Annotated in this window: 24 protein-coding genes and 1 tRNA gene; 14 read left to right on the forward strand and 11 right to left on the reverse strand. The window is 58.1% G+C overall.

The annotated features are described in order from the left end of the window. Nucleotides 1–282: 282 nt before the first annotated feature. From Q1A52_RS10180 to Q1A52_RS10205, 6 genes are all read right to left on the reverse strand, one after another. Nucleotides 283–1,980 carry a hypothetical protein gene (locus tag Q1A52_RS10180; RefSeq protein WP_300014382.1) on the reverse strand — a complete coding sequence of 566 codons (1,698 nt, stop codon included), beginning with the start codon at nucleotides 1,978–1,980 and terminating at the stop codon, nucleotides 283–285. Further along, complete coding sequence (locus Q1A52_RS10185) at nucleotides 1,977–3,299, reverse strand: hypothetical protein (protein ID WP_300014385.1); 1,323 nt, start codon at nucleotides 3,297–3,299, stop codon at nucleotides 1,977–1,979. The genes Q1A52_RS10180 and Q1A52_RS10185 overlap by 4 nt, the downstream gene beginning before the upstream one ends. Before the next feature lie 815 nt (nucleotides 3,300–4,114). After that, nucleotides 4,115–4,468, reverse strand: coding sequence for a hypothetical protein (locus tag Q1A52_RS10190; protein WP_300014388.1), 354 nt, complete (start codon nucleotides 4,466–4,468; stop codon nucleotides 4,115–4,117). A 446-nt stretch (nucleotides 4,469–4,914) separates the two neighbouring features. Then, nucleotides 4,915–5,298: a hypothetical protein gene (locus Q1A52_RS10195; RefSeq protein ID WP_300014391.1), complete on the reverse strand. Its 384-nt coding sequence runs from the start codon at nucleotides 5,296–5,298 to the stop codon at nucleotides 4,915–4,917. 28 nt (nucleotides 5,299–5,326) lie between these two features. Further along, nucleotides 5,327–6,397, reverse strand: a complete 1,071-nt coding sequence (locus tag Q1A52_RS10200; RefSeq protein ID WP_300014394.1) for a tyrosine-type recombinase/integrase — start codon at nucleotides 6,395–6,397, stop codon at nucleotides 5,327–5,329. A gap of 282 nt (nucleotides 6,398–6,679) precedes the next feature. After that, a tRNA-Thr gene (locus tag Q1A52_RS10205) sits at nucleotides 6,680–6,755 on the reverse strand. 270 nt (nucleotides 6,756–7,025) lie between these two features. Between Q1A52_RS10205 and Q1A52_RS10210 the strand changes: the two genes are divergently transcribed. Beyond that, the gene (locus Q1A52_RS10210; RefSeq protein ID WP_367278017.1) at nucleotides 7,026–7,757 is read left to right on the forward strand and encodes a hypothetical protein; all 732 of its coding nucleotides are present in this window, start codon (nucleotides 7,026–7,028) and stop codon (nucleotides 7,755–7,757) included. Between the two features lie 10 nt (nucleotides 7,758–7,767). Here the strand turns inward: Q1A52_RS10210 and Q1A52_RS10215 are convergent, their stop codons facing one another. Continuing rightward, complete coding sequence (locus tag Q1A52_RS10215) at nucleotides 7,768–8,862, reverse strand: Gfo/Idh/MocA family oxidoreductase (protein WP_300014400.1); 1,095 nt, start codon at nucleotides 8,860–8,862, stop codon at nucleotides 7,768–7,770. Nucleotides 8,863–8,871: 9 nt separating this feature from the next. Further along, nucleotides 8,872–9,579: a GntR family transcriptional regulator gene (locus tag Q1A52_RS10220; RefSeq protein ID WP_300014402.1), complete on the reverse strand. Its 708-nt coding sequence runs from the start codon at nucleotides 9,577–9,579 to the stop codon at nucleotides 8,872–8,874. 103 nt (nucleotides 9,580–9,682) lie between these two features. On the opposite strand from Q1A52_RS10220, the gene Q1A52_RS10225 reads away from it, so the two are divergent. The 6 genes from Q1A52_RS10225 (at nucleotide 9,683) to dctP (ending at nucleotide 15,294) form a co-directional block, all read left to right on the forward strand. Next, entirely contained in the window at nucleotides 9,683–10,837 is a 1,155-nt protein-coding gene (locus Q1A52_RS10225) for an LLM class flavin-dependent oxidoreductase (RefSeq protein ID WP_300014404.1), read from the forward strand. After that, entirely contained in the window at nucleotides 10,837–11,727 is an 891-nt protein-coding gene (locus tag Q1A52_RS10230; protein WP_300014406.1) for an aldo/keto reductase family oxidoreductase, read from the forward strand. Before Q1A52_RS10225 ends, Q1A52_RS10230 begins: the two co-directional genes overlap by 1 nt. Further along, a complete protein-coding gene (locus tag Q1A52_RS10235; protein ID WP_300014409.1) occupies nucleotides 11,727–12,251 on the forward strand; it encodes a flavin reductase family protein in 525 nt (174 codons plus the stop codon). Before Q1A52_RS10230 ends, Q1A52_RS10235 begins: the two co-directional genes overlap by 1 nt. Before the next feature lie 80 nt (nucleotides 12,252–12,331). Continuing rightward, nucleotides 12,332–12,922, forward strand: coding sequence for a TRAP transporter small permease (locus Q1A52_RS10240; RefSeq protein WP_300014412.1), 591 nt, complete (start codon nucleotides 12,332–12,334; stop codon nucleotides 12,920–12,922). Further along, entirely contained in the window at nucleotides 12,922–14,211 is a 1,290-nt protein-coding gene (locus tag Q1A52_RS10245) for a TRAP transporter large permease (RefSeq protein ID WP_299776995.1), read from the forward strand. Before Q1A52_RS10240 ends, Q1A52_RS10245 begins: the two co-directional genes overlap by 1 nt. Before the next feature lie 24 nt (nucleotides 14,212–14,235). Beyond that, nucleotides 14,236–15,294 carry a TRAP transporter substrate-binding protein DctP gene (gene dctP, locus Q1A52_RS10250; RefSeq protein ID WP_300014415.1) on the forward strand — a complete coding sequence of 353 codons (1,059 nt, stop codon included), beginning with the start codon at nucleotides 14,236–14,238 and terminating at the stop codon, nucleotides 15,292–15,294. 126 nt (nucleotides 15,295–15,420) lie between these two features. On the opposite strand, the gene Q1A52_RS10255 is transcribed toward dctP, so the two are convergent. After that, nucleotides 15,421–15,891 carry a tetratricopeptide repeat protein gene (locus tag Q1A52_RS10255; RefSeq protein WP_300014418.1) on the reverse strand — a complete coding sequence of 157 codons (471 nt, stop codon included), beginning with the start codon at nucleotides 15,889–15,891 and terminating at the stop codon, nucleotides 15,421–15,423. A 45-nt stretch (nucleotides 15,892–15,936) separates the two neighbouring features. On the opposite strand from Q1A52_RS10255, the gene Q1A52_RS10260 reads away from it, so the two are divergent. Further along, nucleotides 15,937–17,178 (forward strand): cytochrome c peroxidase, encoded by a 1,242-nt coding sequence (locus Q1A52_RS10260; RefSeq protein WP_300014421.1) that lies wholly within the window; start codon nucleotides 15,937–15,939, stop codon nucleotides 17,176–17,178. Here Q1A52_RS10260 and Q1A52_RS10265 read toward each other — a convergent pair. Both Q1A52_RS10265 and Q1A52_RS10270 read right to left on the reverse strand, forming a co-directional pair. Continuing rightward, nucleotides 17,168–18,481, reverse strand: coding sequence for a GH1 family beta-glucosidase (locus tag Q1A52_RS10265; protein WP_300014424.1), 1,314 nt, complete (start codon nucleotides 18,479–18,481; stop codon nucleotides 17,168–17,170). The genes Q1A52_RS10260 and Q1A52_RS10265 overlap by 11 nt on opposite strands. A 1-nt stretch (nucleotide 18,482) precedes the next feature. After that, complete coding sequence (locus Q1A52_RS10270; protein ID WP_300014427.1) at nucleotides 18,483–19,514, reverse strand: substrate-binding domain-containing protein; 1,032 nt, start codon at nucleotides 19,512–19,514, stop codon at nucleotides 18,483–18,485. 257 nt (nucleotides 19,515–19,771) lie between these two features. Between Q1A52_RS10270 and Q1A52_RS10275 the strand changes: the two genes are divergently transcribed. The 6 genes from Q1A52_RS10275 (at nucleotide 19,772) to Q1A52_RS10300 (ending at nucleotide 26,668) form a co-directional block, all read left to right on the forward strand. After that, nucleotides 19,772–21,127 (forward strand): ABC transporter substrate-binding protein, encoded by a 1,356-nt coding sequence (locus Q1A52_RS10275; RefSeq protein ID WP_300014430.1) that lies wholly within the window; start codon nucleotides 19,772–19,774, stop codon nucleotides 21,125–21,127. A 72-nt stretch (nucleotides 21,128–21,199) separates the two neighbouring features. Next, complete coding sequence (locus Q1A52_RS10280; protein ID WP_299776981.1) at nucleotides 21,200–22,180, forward strand: carbohydrate ABC transporter permease; 981 nt, start codon at nucleotides 21,200–21,202, stop codon at nucleotides 22,178–22,180. Then, a complete protein-coding gene (locus tag Q1A52_RS10285; protein WP_300014433.1) occupies nucleotides 22,180–23,304 on the forward strand; it encodes a carbohydrate ABC transporter permease in 1,125 nt (374 codons plus the stop codon). The genes Q1A52_RS10280 and Q1A52_RS10285 overlap by 1 nt, the downstream gene beginning before the upstream one ends. Nucleotides 23,305–23,318: 14 nt before the next feature. Next, nucleotides 23,319–24,971, forward strand: coding sequence for an alpha-glucosidase (locus Q1A52_RS10290; RefSeq protein WP_300014436.1), 1,653 nt, complete (start codon nucleotides 23,319–23,321; stop codon nucleotides 24,969–24,971). Nucleotides 24,972–24,996: 25 nt separating this feature from the next. Beyond that, nucleotides 24,997–26,103, forward strand: coding sequence for an ABC transporter ATP-binding protein (locus Q1A52_RS10295; RefSeq protein ID WP_300014439.1), 1,107 nt, complete (start codon nucleotides 24,997–24,999; stop codon nucleotides 26,101–26,103). A gap of 175 nt (nucleotides 26,104–26,278) precedes the next feature. Further along, entirely contained in the window at nucleotides 26,279–26,668 is a 390-nt protein-coding gene (locus tag Q1A52_RS10300; RefSeq protein WP_366944006.1) for a DUF3307 domain-containing protein, read from the forward strand. Nucleotides 26,669–26,723 lie beyond the last annotated feature (55 nt).

Consider the following 26,723-nt stretch of genomic DNA (forward strand, 5'->3'; position numbering starts at 1 on the left):
AGGCGATTGCGTTCCGTCTAAACTCATACTTGCACCGAATTTGTGATGAAAACGTGCTTTCCTCTGGTTCCAGAGTTTTGGAGCAATGCATGTGCAAATCTGAAGGTGTCTCTAAGAGGAAGCTGTGAACGAGCCCAACATGGAAAGCCATCACCCAGGGTCACAGAATTACTCGAAGCTTTTAACAGACAAATCTCTTCGATCGCACGGGATCAAAGCGGTGTTCAGGTTTTGCAGCGGTTTCGAGCTATCGCAAGCAGTGGCGTTTCACCGGAAAAAACATCAAGCCAAGATCTGGTTGAGCCCGCTAAGCATCGCCCACTGAAAGTCCGGGAAACGCTCACCACTGCGCGCGTCAAAGGGGTCATTGACACACTCGACGCCCCATCGTCCAGCGTAACCAAGCGAAGCTGCTTCCACGACGTCTGGCCGGTGCGGCCACCACGCCTGATTGGCCTGCACCACATCAGATCGCTCTACGGCAGGTAGATCGGACGCGTCAATCCCCTGGCGCCAGAAACGGACACCTTCGGCCGGCTCCGGTGCGTCTCTGGTCTTGATGACAACAGTACCCTGCGCGTCAGGTGCCACTGGGACCACGTCCACTGTTTCGCTTCCCGGCTGAGCATCGCTGGTTCCGGTGCCGGAGGAATCAAAACCCTCCGCACCGGACTCCTGAATGCTAGAAAAGAGTGCCGAAAACGGATCCATGGTCGCAAACTTTAACAACGACGTCAAAACCGCCCAATCCCTGCGATCGTCGAAGTTCTGTTCTGGAACATCCTCGGGTGACACTGTTGGAATGGGGAAGCCTCTTTCGTTCACGTTCAAGGGCCAGATACCGTTCTCCCCGGACGAAGCATAGAAGTTATGAGTGCCCGCTGCGACATAAACAGTCGGCCGCCGTCCCACACTCTCAAATTGCTTTGTGGCAATGATTTGCTGTTGGCTGCGCGAAGTCAGCCCGTGACCGAGATCGATTTCGTCGCGCAATGATCGCAAACGCCTGCCAAAGCCCACGACGACCGGCTGGGGAAGGTCGCTTTCCTCCGGAAGGATTCGAGCACCATCCGCAGTCTGGGCAAGAGTTGGCACTGCGACGCAGACACACTGCATGTCCCCAGCATAAGATTTGGTCATTTGACCATAAACAGGGCCTTCTGTTTGACTGATATCGATGGATCCTCCCGGCGGAACCTCGACCGGATCCTGCTGCGGCAAAACGTCTTTGAGGAATTCAAGGTAGTCTTCGATGATTTCATCGATTGTCGTGACACCATCATCCATCCGGGTGGTCGCCAAAGTAGCCGCAGCCTCTGCTGAGCTGAGTAGTTCTTCGTGCGTTGGAAACAAGTAATAGTAGAAAATGAGAACGGGGTTGAAACCGAGGTCGCTTAGATTGTTGCTGAAAAAAATCTCACCGTCGACACCCAGAAAGGCTTCCTTGAATTCAAGGACTTCGGCAGAGTACCGATGGAGCGCCGGGCCTACATCCGGCACAATGGCATCTGAGTTATTCGCGGTTGTCCCGAAGCGTGCCCGCAGAGCCGGGAAATTGGCGGATATGACAGGCGTATTTTGTGATATCACACCTTCATCCAGCACCCCTGGCAGCTGCGGCGTGCCATCCGGATCCCAGGCGCCTGTCGACAGGAAGAAGAACTTGCTCGGGATCAGAGCATTATTGTCACCAATTCCTATTCTGAAGTTATCGGTGAACGTACCGGGGTCGAAATCGAATTCTCCCGCTGCAACATCGACGGTACGTGGAAAGGTGGCTGCGGTTTTTGGCAAACCCCATTTCAAGCGCCTGTCGTCTGTGCTGAACTGTGAGGGCAGGGCGATAGATGACCACAATCCAGATTCGCTCAGAAAAGTCTCGAACGAAAGCGGTGGCATGGCAGCATCTCTCTCGAACATAACGAGCCGCGGTTCGTAAGCCAGCATAAGCTGGGTTCTTTGATCAAGGGTCAGTGTCATCTCTTTTCTCCTCGATTATCCTCGTAGGGTGCATAATCCGGAGCGCTGGCATGTGCGCCGGGACGGCAGGGGTAGGATTGAACGGCGGTTAAGTAGGATTGGCGCGCGAGTCGCGAGAAACGTGAGAGCGCCCCCTCAATCTGACTGAATTCAGCTACGTCAGAACAAATTCCAATTTCTCTGAACGGGGCGAGGCACCGTAATACAGTGCATTGATATTCAAAGAACTCCTCGGCAAACTCTGACAACATCCACTCGTTCCATTCATCCAAGAGCAGTGCCATCTGCTCAGAGCCACTGTCCCCCGCACACCAGATTTCTGTATACTTTCTAAAAACTCCGTCCGCCTTGAGCCTCGCATCTTTACTGCTGTTGCGGACTGTGGTCACAAAAGCCTGTTCTGCTTGGCGAATGCAGCGCAGGATGTTCAACAAGGTTTCCCGCGTTTCGGGGTCGCGCAGCCGCTGCTGGAGCTTTGCGTAGAGCAACTGGAGATATAGTTTTTCCTTTGCATCTGTTACTCCGCAGATGAAGTTGTTGAATCGCAGCTGATGATCATACTTCCAGATCGAGATAGACCGGATGCGACCAGCGAGAGTGTAGGCGTTTGAATTCGGCCACGACCCTATTGTAACCCCAGGTCCCTGAACCGACCGAACGAGTGCCTCTCGATCAGGCCGACGGCCAACTGTCTCGCCATTCATAAGCAGGCTGAAACCATCCGCGCCGCGAATAAAGCTGACCTTCACCCACTCTCCGGTCGGCACAAGCCGCCGCACGCCGTCAGGTGCATTTTCCGCGTCACTGTTGACACCAATCCAACCAAATTTTTTGCCGGGAGGAATAGTTTGGCCGCCACCGATATCCGGATCTTCCGGATCAGTGCCCGGTAGGTTCGCCGTAAAAGTGGTCGAGCCCTGCACGTCCGCACCCGGAGCTACTGGTGTGCTCGGTAGCGGTGCAATAGTGTCTTTGAAACTCGTGTCATCTACAAGACTATATATCGTCGCCGATAGTACACCGCTTGACCGTACATATAGAGCGAAGGACAAAAAGCCCTCAACGACATTATGCCGCTTCCCATGTGTGTCAATCCAGATTTCACAATCAATTCTGAGAAACGTCAGGTCCCGCCAGAGGTTGGAGAAAGGAATGGAAATTTGAGCATTGACACCGTTGAATTGGTAAAAGCCTGCATCTTCAAAGGACCCCACAGGCCAGTGAACAGCATTTGTAACGCTGACGCCTTCGTTTTGCCCGGATAAATCTTCTGGTGGTAATGCAGTGGCGTAATCATTATGGTAAATTAAAGTAAACATACAAATCTCCTGTTGATTTGAGTGCAGGACCGATTGCCCTCATAAATCTGGTTTTCTGGACAAACGTGGCCCTTCGGCTTACCGGTGTTCTGAGGCGCGCGCATTGATCAAAGGAATGACCCTGAATCTTGAGATCACGGCGCACAGCCCCCGGTCAAATTGCCTTAAATACTCAGAACTGCACTGCCCACGAACCGTGTCGACCTCTAGGTTAGAAGCGCTGCAGTCGGCAGAGAATCGGCCGCTAAGAGAAAAATGCTCACCAACTAAAGTATTACCGTGTTTCACCTAAGAATGTTCTCCGTTTTTCTGTTCTACACTCTGACTTTTGGCGAGTTTGCTTTTATGCTTCTGTAGCAATAGTTGTCGGACACCCGCCCGTTTTCGGCCTTCTATTGTAACCGTGATCTAACCGCGCCGTGCGTTGTTTTATTGTTGATTCCGCCGAACTGGTTTTCCGGTGCGAGGTTTTCAGTTGCAGATTTGACTGGAAGTTTCCGCCACAATCCTTTTGGGACCTAGATCAGGATTTCACGAATCTGTTTCCGTCGGTTCGCAAGGGGGTCATCAGAGATGCAACGATGGCCCGACTGATGGAGCGCAGAAGCGATGAAAAAGGGGGCGAGAAGTGCTAGAAGCTGTGAAAATCGCGCTATTTGCCCCTGATCGCCGTAGATATCTAGGTTCAATCCGAAACCAAAAATCAGGCCTACAATTACCGCCGAAAAAGCCATCGGTAGCAAGATATGAAATTGCCAGTAGTAGCCGTGCTCAATCCTAAGGTAGTTAAAATTCCGAAGGAATAATAAATCGCATCACACAGGCAACGCTTCTCTCATCTTTTCTACTACGTCAGCCCGGATGGTGGGCTCACAAACATTTAGAGGTTGCTCAAATCCGCTGCGAAGGTGCTGCAATATGAAAAAATTGCCGGCAATATCTTCAAGGTTAAGATCAAGAGGAGACGTTTTGATCCGGCCGCTTAAATCTTCAACTACGACTTTTGCGTTTTCGAGACCATGGCCCTGAAACTCTTGAATCCGTGCCCGTATGAAATCTATGGCTACATTGCCTTGGGGTTTACCAGTAATTTTCATGTTTACTTCGTGAGCAATCGTGACGGCATGGGCATCGTCGCCAAAATCTTCTTCTTGCACTTTGTTCGTCACCAGCTTTATCCCCGTGTAAGCTGCCACCAGAATTCAGAACGCTTTGAAGTGTTTGGGATTGGTGGCCACGGATTTCGATCCTCGGACTAAACCTGCGCAACTTTTCAATCACTGGATGGTGCCGATCCTCTGTGAAATGATTGCCCAACAATTTATTCATCAATGCTCCAATCACTGATTTGGACAGTTCATCTACGTTTTCAATGAGCATATGGGGCCGGCAGGTGCTAAAATCTGGGAAAGGCGTACGAGGCCGGTCTGGGGAAATACTGTATTATCCATTCCGATCATCCCTTGTGTGAGGTGATGTGATCAGGTTCTGGATCAAAGTTTGAAGTCAGGGGGGAAACAGGTTTCACCGCTCGGAAACAGTTATAAACTTATGATTTTAAATGAATTAATCTCTCTATTTCCTAAGGAAATAACCCTACTCCGGCTTCCAGTCCTCAGGTGGTTTCTCTGAACCTTGCCCAGTGTTCGAAATCCGCCAATTGCTTTGTGCGAACGAGCGGCGCTGAATACAACGGCTTCAGTCGACCAAACGTCGCCTCGACCTCTCTTCGGTATCTTGCAACGAATTGCTTTGCGTCTTCCGATAGGGTCTTTCCGTCGGAACCAAAAGACTGCTCAAGTTGCTCCGGCGGAAACTGTGATAGTCCGGTGCGGATCTGCTTCGACAATTCGTCGCGTTTTGCAAACATGCGTGACATCTGCATTTTGTATTCATCACCCATTGGCGGGATTTCCGGTTCGTTCGGGCCAATGACCAGACCTCCGCCAATTTGCGTGAGTATTCTGAGATAGTGAGCAACTTGTTCTGATTTGTCCATAATTCATGTGCCGTTAATCAATGTCGGATCAACTTGCCCTTAGTTCATCAACATATCCAACCCACCAGTTTGAAAGTCTAACCCGCTCGTCCCAATGTGCGCCTCGAGCATACGCCCTGCGCACTTCGTTGCGTTCCTCATGTGCCAAAGTGCGTTCGATTGCGTCGGGGTTCCAGAGGCCGCTTTCATTGGCCAATGTTGAGAAGGTGGCGCGAAAACCGTGCGCAGTCATTTCGTCTCCGGAGTACCCCATTCGGCGAAGCGCGGCGTTCATGGTGTTTTCGCTCATGGGGCGTTGCCATGAACGCAGGGACGGGAAAAGATACTCGCTTTCGCCGGTGAGGGGGCGCAACTCGTCCAGCAATTTCATAGCTTGACCCGCAAGGGGTACGAAGTGGTCGCGCCGCATTTTCATCTTGCCAGCGGGGATTGCCCACACTCTTTCTGTTTCGTCAAATTCGCTCCCCTTCGCGTGCCGCAACTCTCCGGGCCGCTGTGCGAGAAGAGCCAAAAGCTGAAGCGCGATGCGCGTTGTCACTTGGCCATCGAAGACATCTAACTCACGTAGCAACGCGCCAAATGCGGCGGGGTCCGTGATTGCAGCGCGATGCTGGCGGGTGGGGCGGATCAGTGCATCGCGCAAAGCATGGGTTGGGTCTGTTTCGGCAAGGCCACTAGCAACAGCATAGCGAAACACCGAGCCGATACGAGCGCGCAAACGGTGCGCTGTCTCGTAATTGCCCTTCGCTTCAACCTTTCGCAACGTGCGTAAGATCATTGGAGCTGTTATCGCGGTAATCGGTTTCTTGCCGAAGTCGCGATTGGCCAGCTTCAGATGATAAGCGGTCTTGTCGAGCGTGGCTTTGGACTTTCCTTCTTTGCGCTGCTTGTCGAGAAACATGCCCCCGATTTTCTCGAAAGTCTGTCCGCTTGCTTCACGCCTCAGTCTCTTTTGTTCCTGTTTGTCTTCAGAAGGATCTTCGCCATTGGCAATCATGGAACGCGCTGCGTCCCGCACCTTTCTGGCTTTCTGCAAAGACACCGCAGGATAAGCGCCAATTGACAGCGTTTTTTCGCGTCCGTCCAAGCGGTACTTCATCTGCTAGAGCTTTGAACTGTTCGATTTTACCAGAACATAGAGACTGTCAAAATCAGCGACCTTGTACTGTTTGGCGCGGGCTTTCAGGTTCCGAATCCTCGCGTCGCTCAAAGGCATTTTGGGGGTATCGCGATCTTAGCGTTTTGCCGATACCCCCAATATAACCCCTTTTCTGGGGGTATTGTATTGGACGGCAAGAAACGTGATTGGACAAAAACTTTCATGAAGCCCCTTATATAAAAGGCTTAAATGGATGTCACTGGACTTTACGATATAGTGAAATGGTGCCCCCACACGGACTCGAACCGCGGACCTACTGATTACAAATCAGTTGCTCTACCAGCTGAGCTATAAGGGCACTGCGCGGTCGTTTAGTCAGTTTGAGCGCGTCGCGCAAGAGGGGAAATGCGCCTTTGTTTGCGTTTGAACCCCAACGTTTCCCAAGCTAGTTTGACACCACGCAAATGCAATCGCGCGGAGCTTTATGCAACTGGTTTTTCACACGGGCGCACACTTCACTGAAGAAGAGCGACTCATGAAGTGTCTTTTGAAAAACAAGGAAGCTTTCGGAACGCGCGGTGTGGTTGTCCCGGGACCTGGCAAATATCGTAGATTGCTGCGCGACACTATGGACGCCATGGACATCAGTGAACCGGCTGAGAACGCACGGGAAATCCTGCTGGACGCCATATTGGACAACGCAACCGCCGAGCGCGTTGTCATGTCGAATGGGCGATTTTTTGGCCCCGGCCGCCTGGCCGTACGGCGGGGGTTGATCTACCCGAAGGCGTCGAAACGAATGGTTCAGATGGCCCAGATATTTGAAACTGACCAGATCGAGCTCTTCATGGGGCTGCGCAACCCTGCGACCTTTTTGCCAGAAGCCTATCGGCGATCTTCGAAAGAGGGCCTTGCGGATTTTATGGGCGGGGTGGATCCACGCGCGGTACGGTGGTCGGATACGCTGCTGCGGATACGGGAAGCGGTGCCAAAGATATCGATCACGGTGTGGTGCAATGAAGATGCCCCGCTGATCTGGCCAGAGATTCTCCGCGAGATGGGGGGGATGGATCACTGCGACGCTGTAGAAGGGGAGTATGATCTCCTAAGCGAGATTATGGCACCCGAAGGCATGACCCGTTTTCTGGCCTATCTCGAAAAACATCCGACCATGACCGAAATTCAGAAGCGTCGCGTCATGGTGGCGTTTCTGGACAAGTTCGCAATCGAAGAGGCCATAGAGGAAGAGTTGGACATGCCCGGTTGGACAGAAGAACTGGTGGCCGAAATGACCCAGACCTACGACGAGGATGTTTTCGCTATCGAACGCATTCCGGGCGTGCAATTGATTTCCCCTTAGCCGACCCGGGTTATAATTCGACAGCCATGCCGGTCTGCGCTGACTGTTGGGCCGCCATGCCCAGTTCCACGGCGCGGAGGCCATCTTCAAAGGTGACATCCGGCGTGTGCGACACGCCCCGGACCACATCCAGAAACCGCTGATGCTGATAAAAGGTGGATCCGTTGTGGTCGCCTGCCGCCAGCAGTGCCGGGTCGACTGGAACAGCACGCGTTTCGGGATGTTTGGGTGCGCGTGGGCTGATTTCAAGGATCGGCGTGGGCGCGGGGCCAAGGTCATCCGGCCAGAACCGGGTGGGGCCGGGCACGAAGGCTTCTATCTTTCCGGATGGGCCTATCGCCGCGATGGTTTCCTGATAGCGTGCGCCTTCGGCAAACATGCACAGCTCCAGCATCGCACGGGCGCCGCAGGTGAAATCGACGATCACGAACCCATTGTCGAGGATGTCCGGCGTGGCCCCGTCATAGGTTTCTTCAAGGTGGTTCACGGATTGGCTGGCGCTGGCCATGACCCTGATCGGGTCACTGCCGATCATAAGGTGCATCAGGTCGAAGAAATGACAGCATTTCTCGACAAAGGTGCCGCCGGTCTGATGGTTGAACCGGTTCCAGTTGCCGACTTTCTGCAGGAAGGGGAAGCGATGTTCGCGGATGCTCAGCATCCTGATGCCGCCGGTGACGGTTTCGACATCGTCGAGCAGGGCGGCAATAGGCGGCATATACCGGTATTCCATAGCAACCCAGATCGGCGCGGGGTAGGTCGCCGCGATCTCCTTGAGGCGCGGGATGTCAGCAGGATCGGTCAGCAGAGGCTTTTCGACCAGCAGGGGCAGCTGGTTGCGCGCCGCAATCTCTGCCATCTGATCGGCGTGGCAGTGGTTCGGACTGGTGACCACCAGACAGTCGAGCGCGCTGTCGGCCAGCAGATCGTCCAATGTCCCGGCAAAACGGGCGTGCGGCGCGAGGTCGGCGGCGATGGCGCGCATGGTTGCGTCCGGTTCGTAAATCACCGTGACTGCCGTGTCCGGCAGAAGGGCTATGTTTTTCAGATGCTCCTGGCCCATCATGCCGCACCCGATCATGCCATAGCGCGTGGTCTGTCCCATTTTTCTTCCTTACTTCAACCGCTGTACGTAGACGGATTTGTCCGTATCGAACCATGTGCGGGAAAACTCAATAGGGTACGCGTCCGCGGCCCAACTAAAGCGTTCGATGTAGCCGCAGGGCGCGCCTGCCGGGCCAAACCCGTCCGGTGTCCAGGCGGGCAGGGCGCTGATGCTCACCCGGTCTTCGGCGCGGGTGATCCAGAAATTCAGCTCTGACAGGTAGGTCTGATAGAGGGAATCACCCAGCATCTGAGGTGTCAGCACGCCTGCGCTGGCGTCGAGCCAGATTTCCTCCACGGCGATTGCTACGTCATTGAGGTACCGCCTGCGGCGGATGCGCGTGGCCCGAAGGCTATCGCCAAACGCAGGCAAATCCTGCGGCTTGTGCATGGCGTCGACCTGCAGCACGTCCGCCGTCGGCAGGCCGCCGCCCGACAGCAGCTCCAGCCGGAACATAGCGTAGACGCCCATGGGTTTGCGCGGTTTGCGCACGTAGTTGCCGGACCCTTGCACACGATCCAGCAGCCCCTTTCTGTCCAGCTCCGCCAGTGCTTTGCGCAAGGTGCCGATGGAGGCACCCAGCGCCACGGCCATCTCGCGTTCGGGCGGCAGGCGTTCGCCATCAAGCAACCGGCCCGCGTCGATGTCGCGGATCAGCAATTCGGTCAGTTGGATGTATTTTGGCAGCGCGGTGCTGCGGGAGGGTGGGTGCGTCATTCTCTCGGGCCGTATCGACATCAAAAATTGATACACCATTGATCTACTATATTGAGGGTGCTATTCAAGACAGAAATCACCGCTACCTGACAAAGGGAAATTTATGACCGTTGTGCCCGTCACCTCCGCCGATCTGGATGCGGCCGAAGTCTCGTGGTTTTCCGCGCTGTGCTCGGATGACTACCAGTTTCTGGGGGTGCCGGAGGGTGATCTGCGCTCAAGCTGGGCACACTGTTCGGACATTGTGAAGACGGCCGAGGCGCAGGGTTTCCGCAACATTCTTTGTCCGTCGTCATATCAGGTGGGGCAGGACACGTTGAGTTTCGTGGCGGGCTGCGCGCCGATCACGTCTAAAATCAACCTGCTGGCCGCCGTGCGCTGCGGCGAGATGCAGCCCATCATGCTGGCGCGCACCATCGCGACGCTCGATCACATGCTGGAGGGGCGGCTGACGGTGAACATCATCAGCTCGGATTTCCCGGGCGAGAAGGCGGATAGCAACTATCGCTATCAGCGATCCCGCGAAGTGGTGGAGATTCTCAAACAGGCCTGGACCCGGGATGAGATCGACCACGCCGGGGAGGTCTACAATTTCACCGGCCTGACCACCGATCCTGTGAAGCCCTATCAGACCGGCGGGCCACTGTTGTATTTCGGCGGCTACTCTCCGGCGGCGCTCGATCTCTGTGCGGAGCATTGCGACGTTTACCTGATGTGGCCCGAGCCCAAAGACGCCATCACGGGCCGGATGCAGGCGGTGCACGCGCGCGCCGCCGAGAAGGGCCGGACGCTGGACTATGGTTTGCGCGTGCATATGATCGTGCGGGATACCGAGGCCGAGGCCAAGGAATACGCCGATTATATCGTGTCGAAACTGGACGATGAATACGGGCGCAAGATCCGCGAACGGGCGCTCGATGCCACCTCGCTGGGCGTGTCTCACCAGTCGAAGAACCGCGATATTGCCGATGAGTTCGGCTATGTGGAGCCGCATCTGTGGACCGGTGTGGGTCGGGCACGCTCGGGCTGTGGGGCTGCGCTGGTGGGCTCTGCCGATCAGGTGCTCTCGGAGATCGAAGCCTATCAGAAGATGGGCATCCGCGCGTTTATCTTCTCGGGCTATCCCCACATCGACGAAGCCGAGCATTTTGGCCGTCTGGTCATGCCGCATCTCAAAACCTGTTCTCTGCCCGAGGCCTATGGCCGCGTGCCGCAGAGCGCGCCGCTTACCCCTCTTGCCGCCGGAGAACGTCGCTGATGGACCGTGTTACCCTTTCAGACACCGTCGATTTCAGCCGCATTGTCTATGGCATGTGGCGCTTGGCCGATGACGATGACATCTCGCCCGCGCATGTGCGCGCCAAGATCGACGCCTGCCTTGCGCAGGGCATCACCACGATGGACCAGGCCGATATCTATGGCGGCTACGCGGCCGAAGAGGTACTGGGCGCGGCCCTCAAGGAAAGCCCCGGCCTGCGTGATGAGCTGGAGATTGTGACGAAATGCGACATCGTCGCACCCATCGGCAAGTATGCCGACCGCCGGGTCAAATACTACGACACATCGGCAGCCCATATTCAGGCCAGTGTCGAGGCCTCGCTGGCCTACATGGGGATCGAGCAGATCGACCTGCTGCTGATCCACCGCCCTGATCCGATGATGGATGCCGCGGAAACAGGCGGCGCGCTGGATGCACTGATCCAGAGCGGCAAGATCAAAGCGGCGGGGGTGTCTAACTTCCGCCCATGGGACTGGGACCTGCTGCAATCGGCGATGACCAACCCGCTGGTCACCAACCAAATCGAGATCAGCCTCGCCGCGCGCGACTGTTTCACCAACGGCGATCTGGCGCATCTGCAGCAGCATCACATCAGCCCCATGGCCTGGTCACCGCTTGGCGGCGGCAGCCTGATGACAGAGGACAGCGCAGTGGCGCAGAAGATGGGCGCGGTCGCGCAGGCACAGGGCGTCGATCGCGCCGCCGTCGCCGTGGCGTGGTTGCTAGCGCATCCGGCGGGCATCCTGCCGGTAATGGGGACCAACACCCTGTCGCGCATTGCCGGTTTCAGCGATGCGTTCAAGGTCGAGATGGACCGCCAGACGTGGTTCGAACTCTACGAGGCCGCAAACGGTCAGGAGGTGCCATGATGGCGGATGGAACACGGACAATGGCCCGGTTGAACAGCTTTGCGCCGGGCCCGGATACGCAGAGACAGTTTCGCTCGGCCCTCGGGCAGTTTGGCACCGGGGTCACAGTGGTCACCGCGCAGACGCCGACGGGTCCCATCGGCATGACCGCGAATTCCTTTTCCAGCGTCTCCATGGATCCGCCCCTGGTGTTGTGGTGCCCAGCGAAATCATCAAGCCGCTATGCGCATTTCATCGCCGCCAAGCATTTTGCGATCCATGTCATGGGGACCGAGCACGAAGAGATTGCGATGGGCTTTGCCAAGTCCGGGCAAGCCTTTGGCGGGCTTGATGTGACACATAATGCCGACGGTGTGCCGCTGCTGGGCGATTGCCTTGCGCGGTTTGAATGCACCACTCACCAGATCCACGACGCAGGCGACCATTCGATCGTTCTGGGCCGCGTGCGCTCAGCTGCGTTCCGGGAGGGGGACGCGCTGATTTTTTGCCAAGGCCGCTTCAGACGGTTTGACAATCAGGCCTAAAAGGCCAACCAATGAAGCGTGCAGGGAAAACCTGCACGTCGTGACCCGGAATACCCGGGCACAAGGGAGGAGGCTCCGGAATGGGAGCATTGCTGGCGGTGATAACACCGCTCAGGCTGATCAATGAGGCCGTGCTCAAACTGGGCAGGGGTCTCGGCGTGGTGGCTGTGGCGCTTATGGTCACGGCGATCCTCATTCAGGTGTTCTACCGCTATGTGCTGAACAACGCGCTGCCCTGGCCAGACGAGGCAGCTCGGTTCTGCATGTTGTGGATGACCGGTCTGATGGCCCCCACGGCGTTCCGGCGCGGCGGGTTTGTGGCGATCGACACGGTGGTGCGGCTGCTGCCCGCGCGGATCGGGGCGCTGATCTCGCTTCTTCTGTTGTTTGTCAGCCTCGGGGTTCTGATCGTCGCGATGCAGATCGGTTGGTCCGAAGTGACCGGTTTTGCAGGGAAATTCACGACCGCTTCGCTCTATCTGCCAACGGATCTGAGCTTTGAGGCGTGGTTCCGCGTGCCGCGCAGCTGGATGATGGCGTCGCTGCTCTTTGGGGTGATCGCGCTGATTTCGGTCAACGTCGAGCTGATCCTGCGCGCGGTCGTCAGGATGATGGGTGGGGCAGAGGCCTTGCCGCCGATTGCGCTCGAAGAGCAGGTAGGAGCTGAATAATGCTGGTCTGGTTCCTCCCGCTGTTTTTGCTGTTCCTGATGATCGGCCTGCCGGTGTTCTTTGGCCTTTTGGCCGCGCCCGGCATCCTGTTGTGGCTCAATGGGCAGGAGCGTGACATCACGCTGCTCTATCGCAATCTCTACAACGGGATGGACAGCTTCCCGCTGATGGCGATCCCCTTCTTTATGCTCGCAGGCGAGCTGATGAACCGGGGCGGCATCACCATGCGGCTGGTCGAGTTCTCCCAGGCCATGATGGGCCATTTCCGGGGCGGCCTGGCGCATGTGAATATCCTCAGCTCGATGCTCTTTGCCGGGCTGTCGGGATCAGCGGTGGCCGACACCTCGGCTCTGGGTTCGATGTTGATCCCCGCGATGGAAAAGCAGGGCTACACCCGCCGCTTTGCCGCCGCCATCACCGCTGCAAGTTCCGTGATCGGGCCGATCATCCCGCCCTCGGGCATCATGATCATCTACGCCTATGTGATGGGCGAGAGCGTCGCGGCCCTCTTCCTTGCAGGCATCGTGCCGGGGGTAATGGTGGGCCTTGGGCTGATGCTTATGGTGAAGTTCCAGGCGGACAAATACGACTTCCCGGTCGCCACGAAAAAGCATTCCTGGGGTGAACGCGGGCAGGCGAGCCTCAAGGCCTTCTTCCCGCTGCTGACGCCGGTGATCATCCTTGGTGGCATCCTCGCGGGGGTCTTTACGCCAACAGAAGCGGCTGCGGTCGCCGTGGCCTATGCGCTGGTCATTGGCCTGTTTGTCATGCGCACGCTCAAGCTCAGCGACCTGCCGGATGTGCTGAACCGCGCAGGGATCACGTCCGCCGTGGTGCTGCTGCTTGTGGGGGCTGCGATGGCCTTCAAGACAGTCGTGAGCCTCAGCCACGCGCCCGAAACCATGGCCGAATTCGTCCTCAGCCTGACCAGCAACCCGCTGATCCTGCTGTTCCTGATCAACCTGCTGCTCTTCATCGTCGGCATGTTCCTCGACGCAGGCCCCGCGATTATCATCCTCGGCCCGATCCTTGGCCCGATCTTCGTGAGCCTCGGGGTCGACCCGATCCACTTTGCGATCATCATGAGCGTGAACCTGACCGTCGGGCTGGCCACACCGCCCATGGGGCTGGTGCTGTTCGTCGCCTCGTCGGTGTCGGGTGAACGGGTCGAGACCATCTCAAAGGCGATCCTGCCGTTTCTGGCGGTTGAGATCCTCGTGATTTTCTTAATCACCTACATACCCGCCATATCCATGACGGTTCCGCGTCTGACGGGTTTTGCGAACTAAACGACATTCAATGGGAGGAAAAACATGATCAAAAATACCCTGAAATCGCTGACAGTGGCGGCGATGCTTGCGGGCAGCGCAATGGCGGCGGCAGCGCAGGACTACACGCTGCGCGCGACGGCCAATTCCAATGAGAACGATGAGGATTATGACGGCCTTGTGGTCTTCAAGAACTACGTCGAGGCGGCCTCGAATGGCGCCATCGCGGTAGAGCTTTTCATCGGCACGCAGCTTTGTGGCAACGGCGCGGAATGTCTGCAGGGCGTGGCCGATGGCACCGTCGATATTTTTGTGTCCACGTCCGGCGGTGCCTCCGGGATCTTCCCCTACGTACAGGTGCTCGATCTGCCCTATCTGATGGCCGATGACCGGATTGCCGAGCATGTTCTCTCGGGCGATTTTACCCGGAAAATGCGTGACATGGCGCTGGAAGATTCTGGCGATTCGATCCGCCTGATGACCATTGGCAACACCGGCGGCTGGCGCAACTTTGCAAATACCAAACGCCGGATTGCCGAGCCGTCCGACATGGAAGGCCTGAAGATCCGCACCGTTGTGGCCGACCTGCCGCAGGAACTGGTAAAAGCCCTGGGCGCGGCCCCCACGCCGATCCCATGGCCCGAGCTTTTCACCTCCTTCCAGACCGGTGTGGTTGAAGGCTCCAAGAACGGCATCACCGACATCATGGGCATGAAATTCCCGGATGCGGGCCTGAAATATGTCACGCTGGACGGCCACGCCTACATGGGCGCGCTGTGGTGGATGAACAACGCGCGTTTCACCGAGATGCCGGAAGATATGCGCCGCGTGGTGGTTGATGGTTTTTATGCACTGCAGCAGGCGACCTTTGCCTCGCCCAAGCGCAAATCCATCGCGGCGTATGAGCAGTTCGTGGCCGAAGGTGGGGACCTCTACGTGCCCACACCGGAGCAGAAAGCCGCCTTTAAAGAAGGGGCCGCCCCGGTGTTCGACTGGTTCAAGGGCAACGTCGGTCGCGGTGAGGAAATCTTCGACGCGCTGACCGCTGCGGTTGCCGAAGCGGAAGAAGAGATCGGCGCCGCCCGCGCTGCCGACGTGAACTGACACCAGAAACCTCAGAGAGGGCCCGCGCACTCGGGCCTTCTCCCTCGATTTCATTGTTCCAAAAATATGCCCGGCGGCGCGACCTGATGCAGGCACAGCGACAGAGACTTCAGATGCCGCGCGACCCTAGCGGAACGGATACATCCAGACCTTGTAGTCGGCCACCAGAACATGCGCTTTTTCGATCTCTTCCCGCGTCATTTTCTTCACAACCTCCTCCAGGCTGATCGCCGCATCCGGGTCACCCCCAATCGCAGAAAGCGTGTACCACATGTAGGCGCGCACCAGATCAGGCGCGGGCATCCCGCGCCCGACCTCATAATACCAGCCAACGCCCGATTGCGCCCCCGGATGCCCCTTCATCGCCGAGCGCAGATACCATTCGAACGCGCGGGTGTCGTCACGGGGCACACCAAGGCCCATGGCATACATGACACCGATCAACTCTTCAGCATCTGCATTGCCGGACCGCGCCGCGGGCCAGAGCGCCTCGTAGGCCGCCTCAAAGCGGCCCTCTTCCATCATGTCGCGCGCTTCTTCGATTTCCGCAAAGACTGGAGACGCAAGAAACGCAAGCACAAGACATATGGCGCGCATGGGGTTCTTCTCTCCTGTTTCGCAACCGCCGCATTCGCGGGGGATTTGCCGCCGCCTCTGACGGCGACAGACTTTCTGGACTTCGACCGGGGTCAGGCCGCTCTGGGCCACTCCTTGTTCTACGATACCATCTTGTCGGGCAACCGGAATATCTCCTGTGCGCATTGCCACCACCCGGATTTTGGCACGGGGGACGGGCTTTCACTTGGGATCGGAGAAGGCGGGCAGGGGCTGGGACCCGAGCGCACCCCCGGCATCGGCCTGTCCCGCATCGCCAAGCGCATCCCGCGCAATGCGCCGGGGCTGTGGAACCTCGGCGCGCGGGATCTGACGGTGATGTTTCACGACGGGCGGTTGAGCACCTCCGGTCTCTTTGGCAACGGTTTCAACTCTCCGGCGGAGGAATGGCTGCCGAAAGGGCTGAACTCGCTGCTGGCCGCGCAGGCGCTCTTTCCACTGGTGGCACAGTTCGAAATGGCAGGCAATCCGGGTGAGAACGAGGTCATCGGCGCCGTGCATGACCGGATCGCCAACGCCTGGCCGATCCTGGCCAAACGGGTGCGTACGGAAACTGACTACGGCGCGCGCTTTGTCGCCGCGTTCGATCACATCGAGACACCGGAAGAGGTGACGATCGTCGAGATCGCCAACGCGCTGGCGGCCTTCATGACCATCGAATGGACCAGCATCGACAGCCCCTTTGATCAGTATCTCGCCGGGGACAGTGCCGCGCTGACGGCGGACCAGAGGGCGGGCATGGATCTTTTCTACGGCAAGGCGACGTGCAGCACGTGCCACGCCGGGGCGCTCATGAGTGATCAGGAATTCCATGCGCTGGGGCTACCTGCCTTTGGACCCGGCCGGACGCGGGTCTTTGACCCCTATGCGCGTGACGTCGGGCGGATGGGCGAGAGCAATCGCCTCGAAGATGCCTATGCCTTCCGTACGCCGATGCTGCGCAATGTGGCGCTCACCGCGCCTTATGGGCACAACGGGGCCTATGCAACGCTGGAGCAGATGGTGCGTCATCATCTTGATCCGGCGGCGATGCGCGCCACGTGGCAACCGGTGGATGCAGCACTGCCAAAGGTGCCCTGGCTGGCAGCAACCGACTTCATCATCCAGTCGGACAGGCGCGAGATGGCGCGTCAGGCGCAGGTTGTACCGGCGCGTGGGCCCGACCTCAACGACATCGAGATTGCTCAGATCGTTGCGTTTTTGGAGAGCCTGACCGGCACATCGGTCGATACCCCGCCCTTCGGCGTGCCCGCGTGGTTCACGCCTTAAGCGCGTCGGCCAGCGCGTGATAAGACGCTTTCGGCGTCCGCTCCAAGGTTTCGAAATCCACATGGATCAGGCCAAAGCGTTTCTCGTACCCCAGCGCCCATTCGTAATTGTCCATCAGCGACCAGAAGGTGTAGCCCGCCAGCGGCACGCCTTCGGCCATCGCCTGCTGTGCCGCTGCGATATGGGCGTTCAGATAGTCGATGCGCGCCTGATCCGGCACGCCGACCTCATCTGGGTTGGCCATGCCGTTTTCGGTGACGTAGAGCGGCAGGCCCTGGGTGTAGGTCTCATGCACCCAAGTCAGGAAGTGATGCAGGCCTTTGGGGAAGATTTCCCATCCCATCTGCGTTTTCGGTAGGGGTCCGTCGACCTCTTCATGCGCGGGCCAGGGGCCGTCCACCGGCGCGATGCGCTTGCAGGTGTAGTAGTTCAGCCCGCACCAATCCAGAGGTCGGCCAATGAGATCAAAATCATCCTCCCAACCCTTTGGCATATGGGGGGCGAGACCTTCCATCACGTCGTCGGGGTAGGCGCCCTTGAAGAGCCCCCCTAGGAAAAACCGGTTGTAGTAGCCGTCATATAGCTGTGCCGCCGCCGCCGCTTCGGGCGTGTCATCCACAGGGTGCGCATATTCGAAATTGCACACGGCCCCGAGGTTTTTCATCCCCAGCGCGCGCATCGCCTGAATAGCGCGGCCATGGCCCGTGAGCACGTGATGCATCGCATGGGCAGTGGCGCGAATGTCGCGCAATCCCGGCGCGTGATGGCCCATGAAATGCGACAGCCAGCCGACACACCACGGCTCGTTGATCGGGGCGGCGCTGAACACCCGGTCGCCGATCCGCTTCATGATGACGGTGGTGTAGTCCGCCAGCCAATGTGAAATGTCCGGATTGCGCCACCCGCCCAGATCGGCCAGCGCAACGGGCAGTTCCCAGTGGTAGAGCGTGACCATCGGGCTCAGCCCCCGCGCCAGCAGCCCGTCGACAAGCCGGTCGTAGAAGTCCAGACCTTCCTCATTCGGCGTGCCACGGCCCTCTGGCAGCACCCGCGCCCAGCTCGTGGAAAACCGATAGGCATCCAGCCCAAGCGCCTGCATCAGATCAAGGTCTTCTTCCATCCGGTGATAGTGATCGCAGGCGATATCGCCATGCTCGGCCCGCACCACATTGCCCGGCGTCGCGGCGAATGTGTCCCAATGGGTCTTGCCCGCCCCGCCAAAGCTATGACCTTCGATCTGGTAGCTTGAGGTGGCCGCGGCAAATTGGAAATCCGCCGGGAAGTCCGATCGTTTGAAGTCCATCTTATCTCCCTTTGGGGCAGGGGCCGGTAGAGCCGCCTATGATGAGTTCCGCGTCCCAGAGCTCTGTTGCCATGCCTTGTTGTGGTATCTTGATCTGGTCAATCAATAATTCTGCGCACCGGCGACCGGCTGCCCGCACCGATGACCGCATCGCCGTGAAAACAGGCGTCGTTCGCCCGTTGGGAAGGTAGGAGATATCATCGTCGAAACACAGGATCGAGATGTCCCGTCCCATCACAAGACCACGCTCTTCAATCGCGCGTCTGACACCAAGGGCGGATACGATGGAAGAAGCAACAAAAGCGGTCGGCGGTTCCGTGCTGTCCAGCATATCATGCGCGGAGGCATAGCCGTGGGGCTCGCTCATCTCGCCGGATCGCATCAACGCGGTCTCGGGTGTTATTCCTGCTGCTGTTAATGCCGCCAGATATCCGTCGCGCCGCCGCTGCGCAAAATCCATCCGTTCTTCGCCGTTTATCAACCCGATACGGCGGTGATCAAGGTCCAGCAAATGGGCGGTGCCGGTTTTGATCGCGCGTTTGTTGTTCACGTCCAGCCATGAATAGGGCGTTGTCACCTCGGAGGCGCGCCCGTGCACAAGGAACGGGATGTCGAGATCGGAAAGAAAGGAAATCCGCGGATCATCGCGGGCAGGCGAGTGCACGATGATGCCATCGACTGCGCCCTTTTCGGCAACCCCCTGGTAAGCGTTGAGTTCATCCTCGTCCCGGACCAGCGAAAGGCTCATGCTATAGCCGTGCTGGGCGTAAACCTCCCCGGCACCGGCGATGAAATCGGCAAAGACGATGTTTACCATTTCGTTCTGTTTTGAGAAGGGGATGATGTGCCCGATGGACATCGACCGACCTGTCGCCAGCGTTTGGGCCCGGATGTTGGGACGGTAGTTGAATTTGGCCGCCGCCGCTGCGACCCGCTTGCGGGTTTCCTCGTTAACTTCCGGGTACCCGTTCAGCGCGCGGCTGACCGTGGTCTGGGACAGGTTCAGCCGTTCTGAAAGCTCGCGTAGATTCATAAGACTTGCAGTTTCATTTTTACTCTCAAACAGATCACAGCCTAGGCAGCCTGCTTCCGCAGGTCAAAGCGGAAACGTGAGGGAGAGGCGTTCACTCGGCTCAGAGCATTGAAAACTTGTCCAGAAACCCAACCGCGAGTTGACACATTTGACACCTTCCTCCAGTTTTCAGACATCCAAAGCGCTTTGAAGTGATTCTTTGCGCCTAAAAATTGGTCAAGACGATGTCGAAACAGGCATTGCAACGGGAGGAACTCATGAAGGCACGATTTTACGCGGGTGCTGCGGCACTGGCTCTTTTCGCTGGAACGGCCCATGCGGATGGGCACCAGCCCTTTGCCGTGGGCGAGGGCGATTTCAGCTGGGACAGCTACACTGAATTCGCTGACAAATACGACCTGAGCGGTCAGACGGTCGAGATCACCGGCCCCTGGACCGGCGACGAAAAGGAGAAGGTCGACAAGGCGTTTGCCTATTTCACCAGCGCCACCGGCGCGACGGTCAATTATTCGGGATCCGACAGTTTCGAACAGGATATCGTGATTTCCGCGCGGTCAGGCTCCGCGCCGAACCTCGCGGTCTTCCCGCAACCCGGCCTCGCCGCTGATATGGCGAGCCAGGGGCTGTTGACGCCGCTGCCCGATGGCATGTCCGACTGGGTGCGCGACAATTATGCAGCCGGTCAGTCCTGGGTCGATCTGGGCACCTATGCGGACCAGAATGGCGACGACCAGATGTACGGCATCTTTTACCGGGTCGATGTGAAATCTCTGGTCTGGTATTCGCCCGAAGCCTTTGACGAGGCGGGCTATGACATTCCTGAAACCATGGAAGAGTTGAAAGAGCTCACCGATCTGATCGTGGAAGAGGGCGGCACACCCTGGTGCATCGGTCTGGGATCCGGGGCGGCGACCGGCTGGCCGGCGACCGACTGGGTCGAAGAGATGATGTTGCGCACGCAGGCGCCCGAGGACTACGACGCCTGGGTGGCCAATGAGATGAAGTTCGACGACCCCAAGGTCATCGCGGCCATCGAGGAATTCGGCGCCTTTGCGCGGAATGATGATTACGTCGATGGCGGGGCCTCCGCGGTTGCCAACACCGATTTCCGCGACAGCCCGGCAGGTCTCTTCTCGATCCCGCCAAAATGCTACATGCACCGTCAGGCCTCGTTCATTCCCGCCTTCTTCCCGGAAGGGACAACCGTGGGCGACGATGTGGATTTCTTCTACTTCCCCGCCTACGCGGAGAAAGACCTTGGCAAGCCGGTGCTGGGGGCGGGCACGCTCTTTGCGATCACAAACCCGTCCGAAGCTGCCAACGCCTTCGTCGAGTTCCTGAAGACCCCCATCGCGCATGAGCTCTGGATGGCGCAGGGTGGTTTCCTGACCGCGCATGCGGGCGTGAACACCGAGATGTATCTTGAGGACAGCCTCAAGGCGCAGGGCGACATTCTGCTGAATGCGACCACCTTCCGCTTTGATGCCTCCGACCTGATGCCGGGTGAGATCGGCGCGGGCGCCTTCTGGACGGGCATGGTGGATTACACCACCGGAGCCAGTGCCGAGGACGTCGCCAAGGGTATTCAAGAGCGCTGGGACACCATCCAGTAAGCTCTTTGCCAACGGGTCCGGCGGTGTGTGCCGCCGGACCAAACCCGCACATGCGTCTTGGGAGGGATTGCCATGTCACCGCTGCTCCAGGGAATTATCACCGTTATTGTCGGGGTCGGCGGCTGCGTCGGCTATTTCTTCCTGTCCAACCTGATCCTTGACAAAGTCATCTTTCCGCCCCGCGCGGACAATCCGGGCCAGAACATCAACCGCGCCAATCTGGTGCGCCCGTGGCTGTTCCTGTTTCCGGCGATGGCCGCTCTTGGGCTCTATCTGGTCTACCCGGTGGTGGGGTCGTTCTACCGCTCGCTCTACAACCGCTCCGGCGACGAATTCATCGGGTTCGGCAACTACACCACCATGTTTGCCGACGATGGCTTTCAGATTGCCTTCTTCAACAACATGCTCTGGGTGCTCGTCGTGCCCGCAGCGGCAACCTTTCTCGGGCTGCTGGTGGCGCAGCTGACCGACCGGCTGAAGTGGGGCAATATCGCGAAATCGCTGATTTTCATGCCGATGGCGATCTCTTTCGTCGGCGCCTCGCTGATCTGGAAGTTCGTCTACGCCAACAATGCCGACATCGGGCTGATCAACGCGATCCGCGACTTCTTTGGCGCCTCCGAGCCGCTGGACGTCTTGCAAGTGCGCTTCTGGAACAACTTTTTCCTGATGTTCATCCTTGTCTGGATCCAGACTGGCTTTGCCATGGTGATCCTCTCCGCCGCCCTGCGCGGCATTCCGGAGGAGACCATTGAGGCGGCGATCATCGACGGGGCCAACCCGTTTCAGGTCTTCTTCAAGATCAAGGTGCCGCAGATCATGGGCACGATCGTCGTGGTCTGGACCACGATTACCATCCTCGTGCTCAAGGTTTTTGACATCGTCTATACGATGACAGGGGGCAATTTTGGCACTGACATCCTGCCCAGTTACATGATGTCTTACATGTTCCGCGATGACGGGCGCGCCACGGCGGTGGCCTTCATCATCATGATCGTGGTGCTGCCGGTGATGATCTGGAACATTCGGCAGGCAAGGGCGGAGATGAGATAATGGACAATATTGCAGGGACTAAATCTTCGCTCAGCTGGGCCGTCAACCTCTCGGTGATCTTCCTCGTGGTGCTCTGGCTGATCCCGACCGTCGGTCTGCTGGTGTCCTCCTTCCGGGACCGGGACCAGATTTCGGCCTCGGGCTGGTGGCTGTCGCCCTTCGCAGTGGAGCAGAACTTTCAGGCCAAGATCCCCGCGGGAGAAGTCCGGCAGGATGGGGAGTTCTTCGTCATCGAGGGAAACATCTTCTCGGGCGGTGAGGGTGAGGTGATCCGCTTTGGCGGTGCGCGGTCCAATCCGACGATTGCCGCTGCAGGCGAGACTGCAGAGCTTACGCGCGATCGTACCCTGACAGTGCAAGAGAACGGAGATTTCGTCTATCGCTCTCCGGCGGAGATCAAACGCGATCCGAGTGTCTACTATTCGACCGCGACGCCGCCGGATTTCTCGCTGGATAACTACCAGACGATCCTCTTTTCCAACAATATGGACATCGCCTTCATCAACACGCTGACGGTCACGATCCCTGCAACAATCATCCCCATTCTGATCGCGGCCTTTGCGGCCTATGCGCTGGCGTGGATGGACTTTGCGGGCAGGGGGCTGCTGATCGCGATGGTTGTGGGGCTCTTGGTGGTGCCTCTGCAACTGGCCCTCGTGCCGCTTTTGCAGTTCCACAACAAGATCGGCATCGGCCAAAGCTTCCTCGGCATCTGGATGGCGCATACTGGCTTCGGGTTACCGCTCGCGATCTACCTCTTGCGCAACTACATGGTCGGTCTGCCGCGCGACATCATCGAAAGCGCCAAGGTCGACGGGGCCACGGATTTTCAGGTCTTCACCAAGATCGTGCTGCCGCTGAGCTTCCCCGCATTGGCGTCTTTCGCGATCTTCCAGTTCCTCTGGACGTGGAACGATCTGCTGGTTGCCAAGGTCTTCCTGCCGTCAAACTCGGAAAGCTGGGTCATGACGGTCAAGATCGCCGATGATCTTTTAGGCTCACGCGGTGGCGATTGGGGTATTCTGGCCTCTGCGGCCTTCATCTCGATTGCCGTGCCGCTGATCGTCTTCTTTACAATGCAACGCTATCTGGTGCGCGGTCTGCTGGCCGGCTCCGTGAAATAGAAAGTTCAACAAGAATGACCAAGATGGAACACCATCTGCACCTGCCCGTGATCGACAAGGACTGGTGGCGCGGTGCGGTGATCTACCAGATCTACCCGCGCAGTTTTCAGGACAGCAACGGCGATGGCATCGGTGATCTGATCGGTATTTCGCAACGCATGAGCTACATCGCTTCACTGGGTGTCGATGCGATCTGGATTTCGCCGTTCTTCACCTCGCCAATGAAGGATTTCGGCTATGACGTGAGCGACTATTGCGACGTCGATCCGATGTTCGGCAGCCTCGCGGATTTCGACGTGGTGGTCGAGGCCGCGCATCAGCACGGGCTGAAGGTGATGATTGATCTGGTGTTGAGCCATACCTCGGATCAGCATCCGTGGTTCGTGGAAAGCCAGTCGGACCGCACCAATTCCAAGGCCGATTGGTACGTCTGGTCCGACCCGAAACCCGATGGCACGCCGCCCAACAACTGGCTGTCGATCTTCGGTGGGCCCGCGTGGCAGTGGGACCCGGGGCGCGAGCAGTACTACCTGCACAACTTCCTGGTGGAGCAGCCCGATCTGAACTTCCACAACGAGGACGTGCAGAGCGCGATTCTTGCCACCACACGGTTCTGGCTGGATCGGGGGGTGGACGGGTTCCGGCTCGACACCATCAATTTCTACTATGCCGACAAAAAACTACGCGACAATCCGGCGCTGCCGCCGGAGCGGCGCAACGCCAATATCGCGCCGTCGGTGAACCCCTACAATCACCAGGAACACATCCATTCCAAGAACCAGCCGGAGAATGTCGAATTCCTGAAACGGTTCCGGGCGCTGTTGGACGAATACCCCGCCGCCGCCTGTGTGGGCGAGGTCGGTGACGCGCAGCGGGGTCTTGAGCTGCTGGGCGAATACACCAAGGGCACCGATCGGGTGCACATGTGTTACGCTTTCGAATTCCTCGCGAAGACGCCGCTGGATGCCACGCGTGTGGCCCAGGTTTTCGATGAGTTGGGTCGCGTGGCCAAACACGGCTGGCCCTGCTGGGCGTTTTCCAATCACGACGTGATGCGCCATGCGACCCGCTGGGATCTGCCTCCGGCGGCGCAACGCATGTTCGCGACGCTGATCATGTGCCTGCGCGGGTCGGTTTGCCTGTATCAGGGGGAAGAGCTTGGCCTGCCGGAGGCAGACGTGGCTTTTGAGGACCTGCAAGACCCCTATGGCAAGCAGTTCTGGCCCGAGTTCAAGGGTCGCGATGGCTGCCGCACACCGATGGTTTGGGAGGCGTCGAACCAGAACGGTGGCTTCTCCGAAGGGTTCCCGTGGCTGCCGGTCAGTCATGATCACCTCAACCGGTCGGTTGGGGTGCAAGAGGACGACCCGACGTCGATCCTGCACCACTATCGCCGGGCAATTGCCTTCCGTAAAGAGCACCCCTCGCTGATCAAGGGGGAGCATGGCGGTGTCTTTGCCTATGGCGATATTCTGCAATTCACCCGGACACATGGGGACGAGACGCTGTTTTGCGCTTTCAACCTGTCGGACACGCCGTCGCTGCATGGGATGCCGCCGGGCGACTGGAGCACAATCGGGCATGAATTGGGCGGGGCCACCCCGTCACCGGATTTCAAACTACACCTGGGGCCGTGGCAAGTCTGCCTGGCCATCAAACAGGGTTAACCCGCGTCTTGGGAGGGACAAGGATATGGCCAATCTGAAACTGACGGATGTGGGCAAGGCCTATGGCGGCAACGTCGAGGTGCTCAAGCACATCGATCTGGACATCACCACGGGCGAATTGATCGTCTTTGTCGGGCCTTCCGGCTGCGGCAAGTCGACCCTGCTGCGCATGATCGCGGGGTTGGAGAAGATCACCGCGGGTGAGTTGACCATCGACGGCGACCGCATGAACGACGTGCCCCCTGCACAACGGGGCATTGCGATGGTCTTCCAGTCATATGCGCTCTACCCGCATATGACGGTGCGCGACAACATGGCCTTTGCGCTGAAGCTGGCCAAGAAATCGCCGCAGGAGATCGACGAGGCGGTGGGCCGCGCGGCCAAGGTGCTGCAGTTGGATGAGTACCTCGACCGTTTGCCCAAGGCGCTCTCGGGCGGGCAGCGTCAGCGGGTGGCTATTGGTCGGTCCATCGTGCGCGACCCCAAGGTCTATCTCTTTGACGAACCGCTCTCGAACCTTGATGCCTCCTTGCGGGTCGCCACGCGGATCGAGATTGCGCAATTGAAGGAGAGCATGCCGAATTCCACCATGATCTACGTGACTCACGACCAGGTGGAGGCGATGACTTTGGCCAGCCGCATCGTGGTGCTGGCCAACAAAGGCATCGCGCAGGTGGGCAGCCCGCTGGAGCTTTATGAGAAGCCCGAGAACGAATTCGTGGCGCAGTTCATCGGCTCTCCGGCGATGAACCTGCTGGCGGGTGAGATCGTGGAAACCGGTGAGGTCACCACCGTCTCCTGTCCGGAAGGGGGCGGCACCTTCCAGTCAAATGTACCGACGCAGCCTTCGGATAGGGGCATGAAGATCAACGTCGGCATTCGCCCCGAAGACATGATTGCCACCGATGGCGACAACTATGCCTTCGCTGACAAAGTCACCATTGTCGAAGCTCTGGGCGAGGTCACGCAACTGTACTTCGAAGCCCCGAGCTCCAGCCGGGACACGGACACGGTGATTGCCAAACTGGCCGGGATTCACACCAATATGCGCGGCCAGACCCTGAAATTGACCGCGGACCCGTCCAAAGTACATCTTTTTGCCAATGGTAAGTCACTGCTTTATCGGACGTGACGGTTAGAATCCGCTCAATTTCGCCCGATCCGGCGACGTCCTGACAGGAAGATTTTTGCTCCTGCGCCGAGAAATGCAAATTTGCAGGGGCTTTTGGTAGATTGCCGGATTTACAGGTGATCCCCGCTGGCATTAGTGTCTGAGATGCCGGGGGTGAAAGGAAGATGTCTTGGTAGTGAGTTACAGCACACTGTTGATCCTGTTGTGCCTTTTACAAGTAAAACACATGCTGGCGGATTACTTCCTTCAGACAAAGATGATGCTGGATGGACGCGGGCAATACCTGCACCTTGGGCGGTTCCTGCATGCGGGCGTGCATGCCGTCGGATCGGTTGCGGCGTTTGCCCTGGTGGGCACGCCATTCGCCTTCATCATTCCTGTCGTGTTGCTGGAATGGGCTGTACACTTCCACATTGACTGGTGGAAAGGGCGCCATACTGAAGATTTGAAACTGACACCGGCGGATGCCGCCTATTGGCGTGCGTCGGGTGTGGATCAGGCTCTGCACCAGCTCACGTATGTCGGTATGATCTGGCTCTGGCTGATGGCCGCGGCTGCACCCTAACGGTTGCGCAGCGGAAAATTGCATCGAGCCACGCACCTGCAAATGCGGTCGGTTG

Origin of the sequence: uncultured Roseobacter sp. (assembly GCF_947488185.1) — a bacterium.
Taxonomy (GTDB): domain Bacteria; phylum Pseudomonadota; class Alphaproteobacteria; order Rhodobacterales; family Rhodobacteraceae; genus Roseobacter.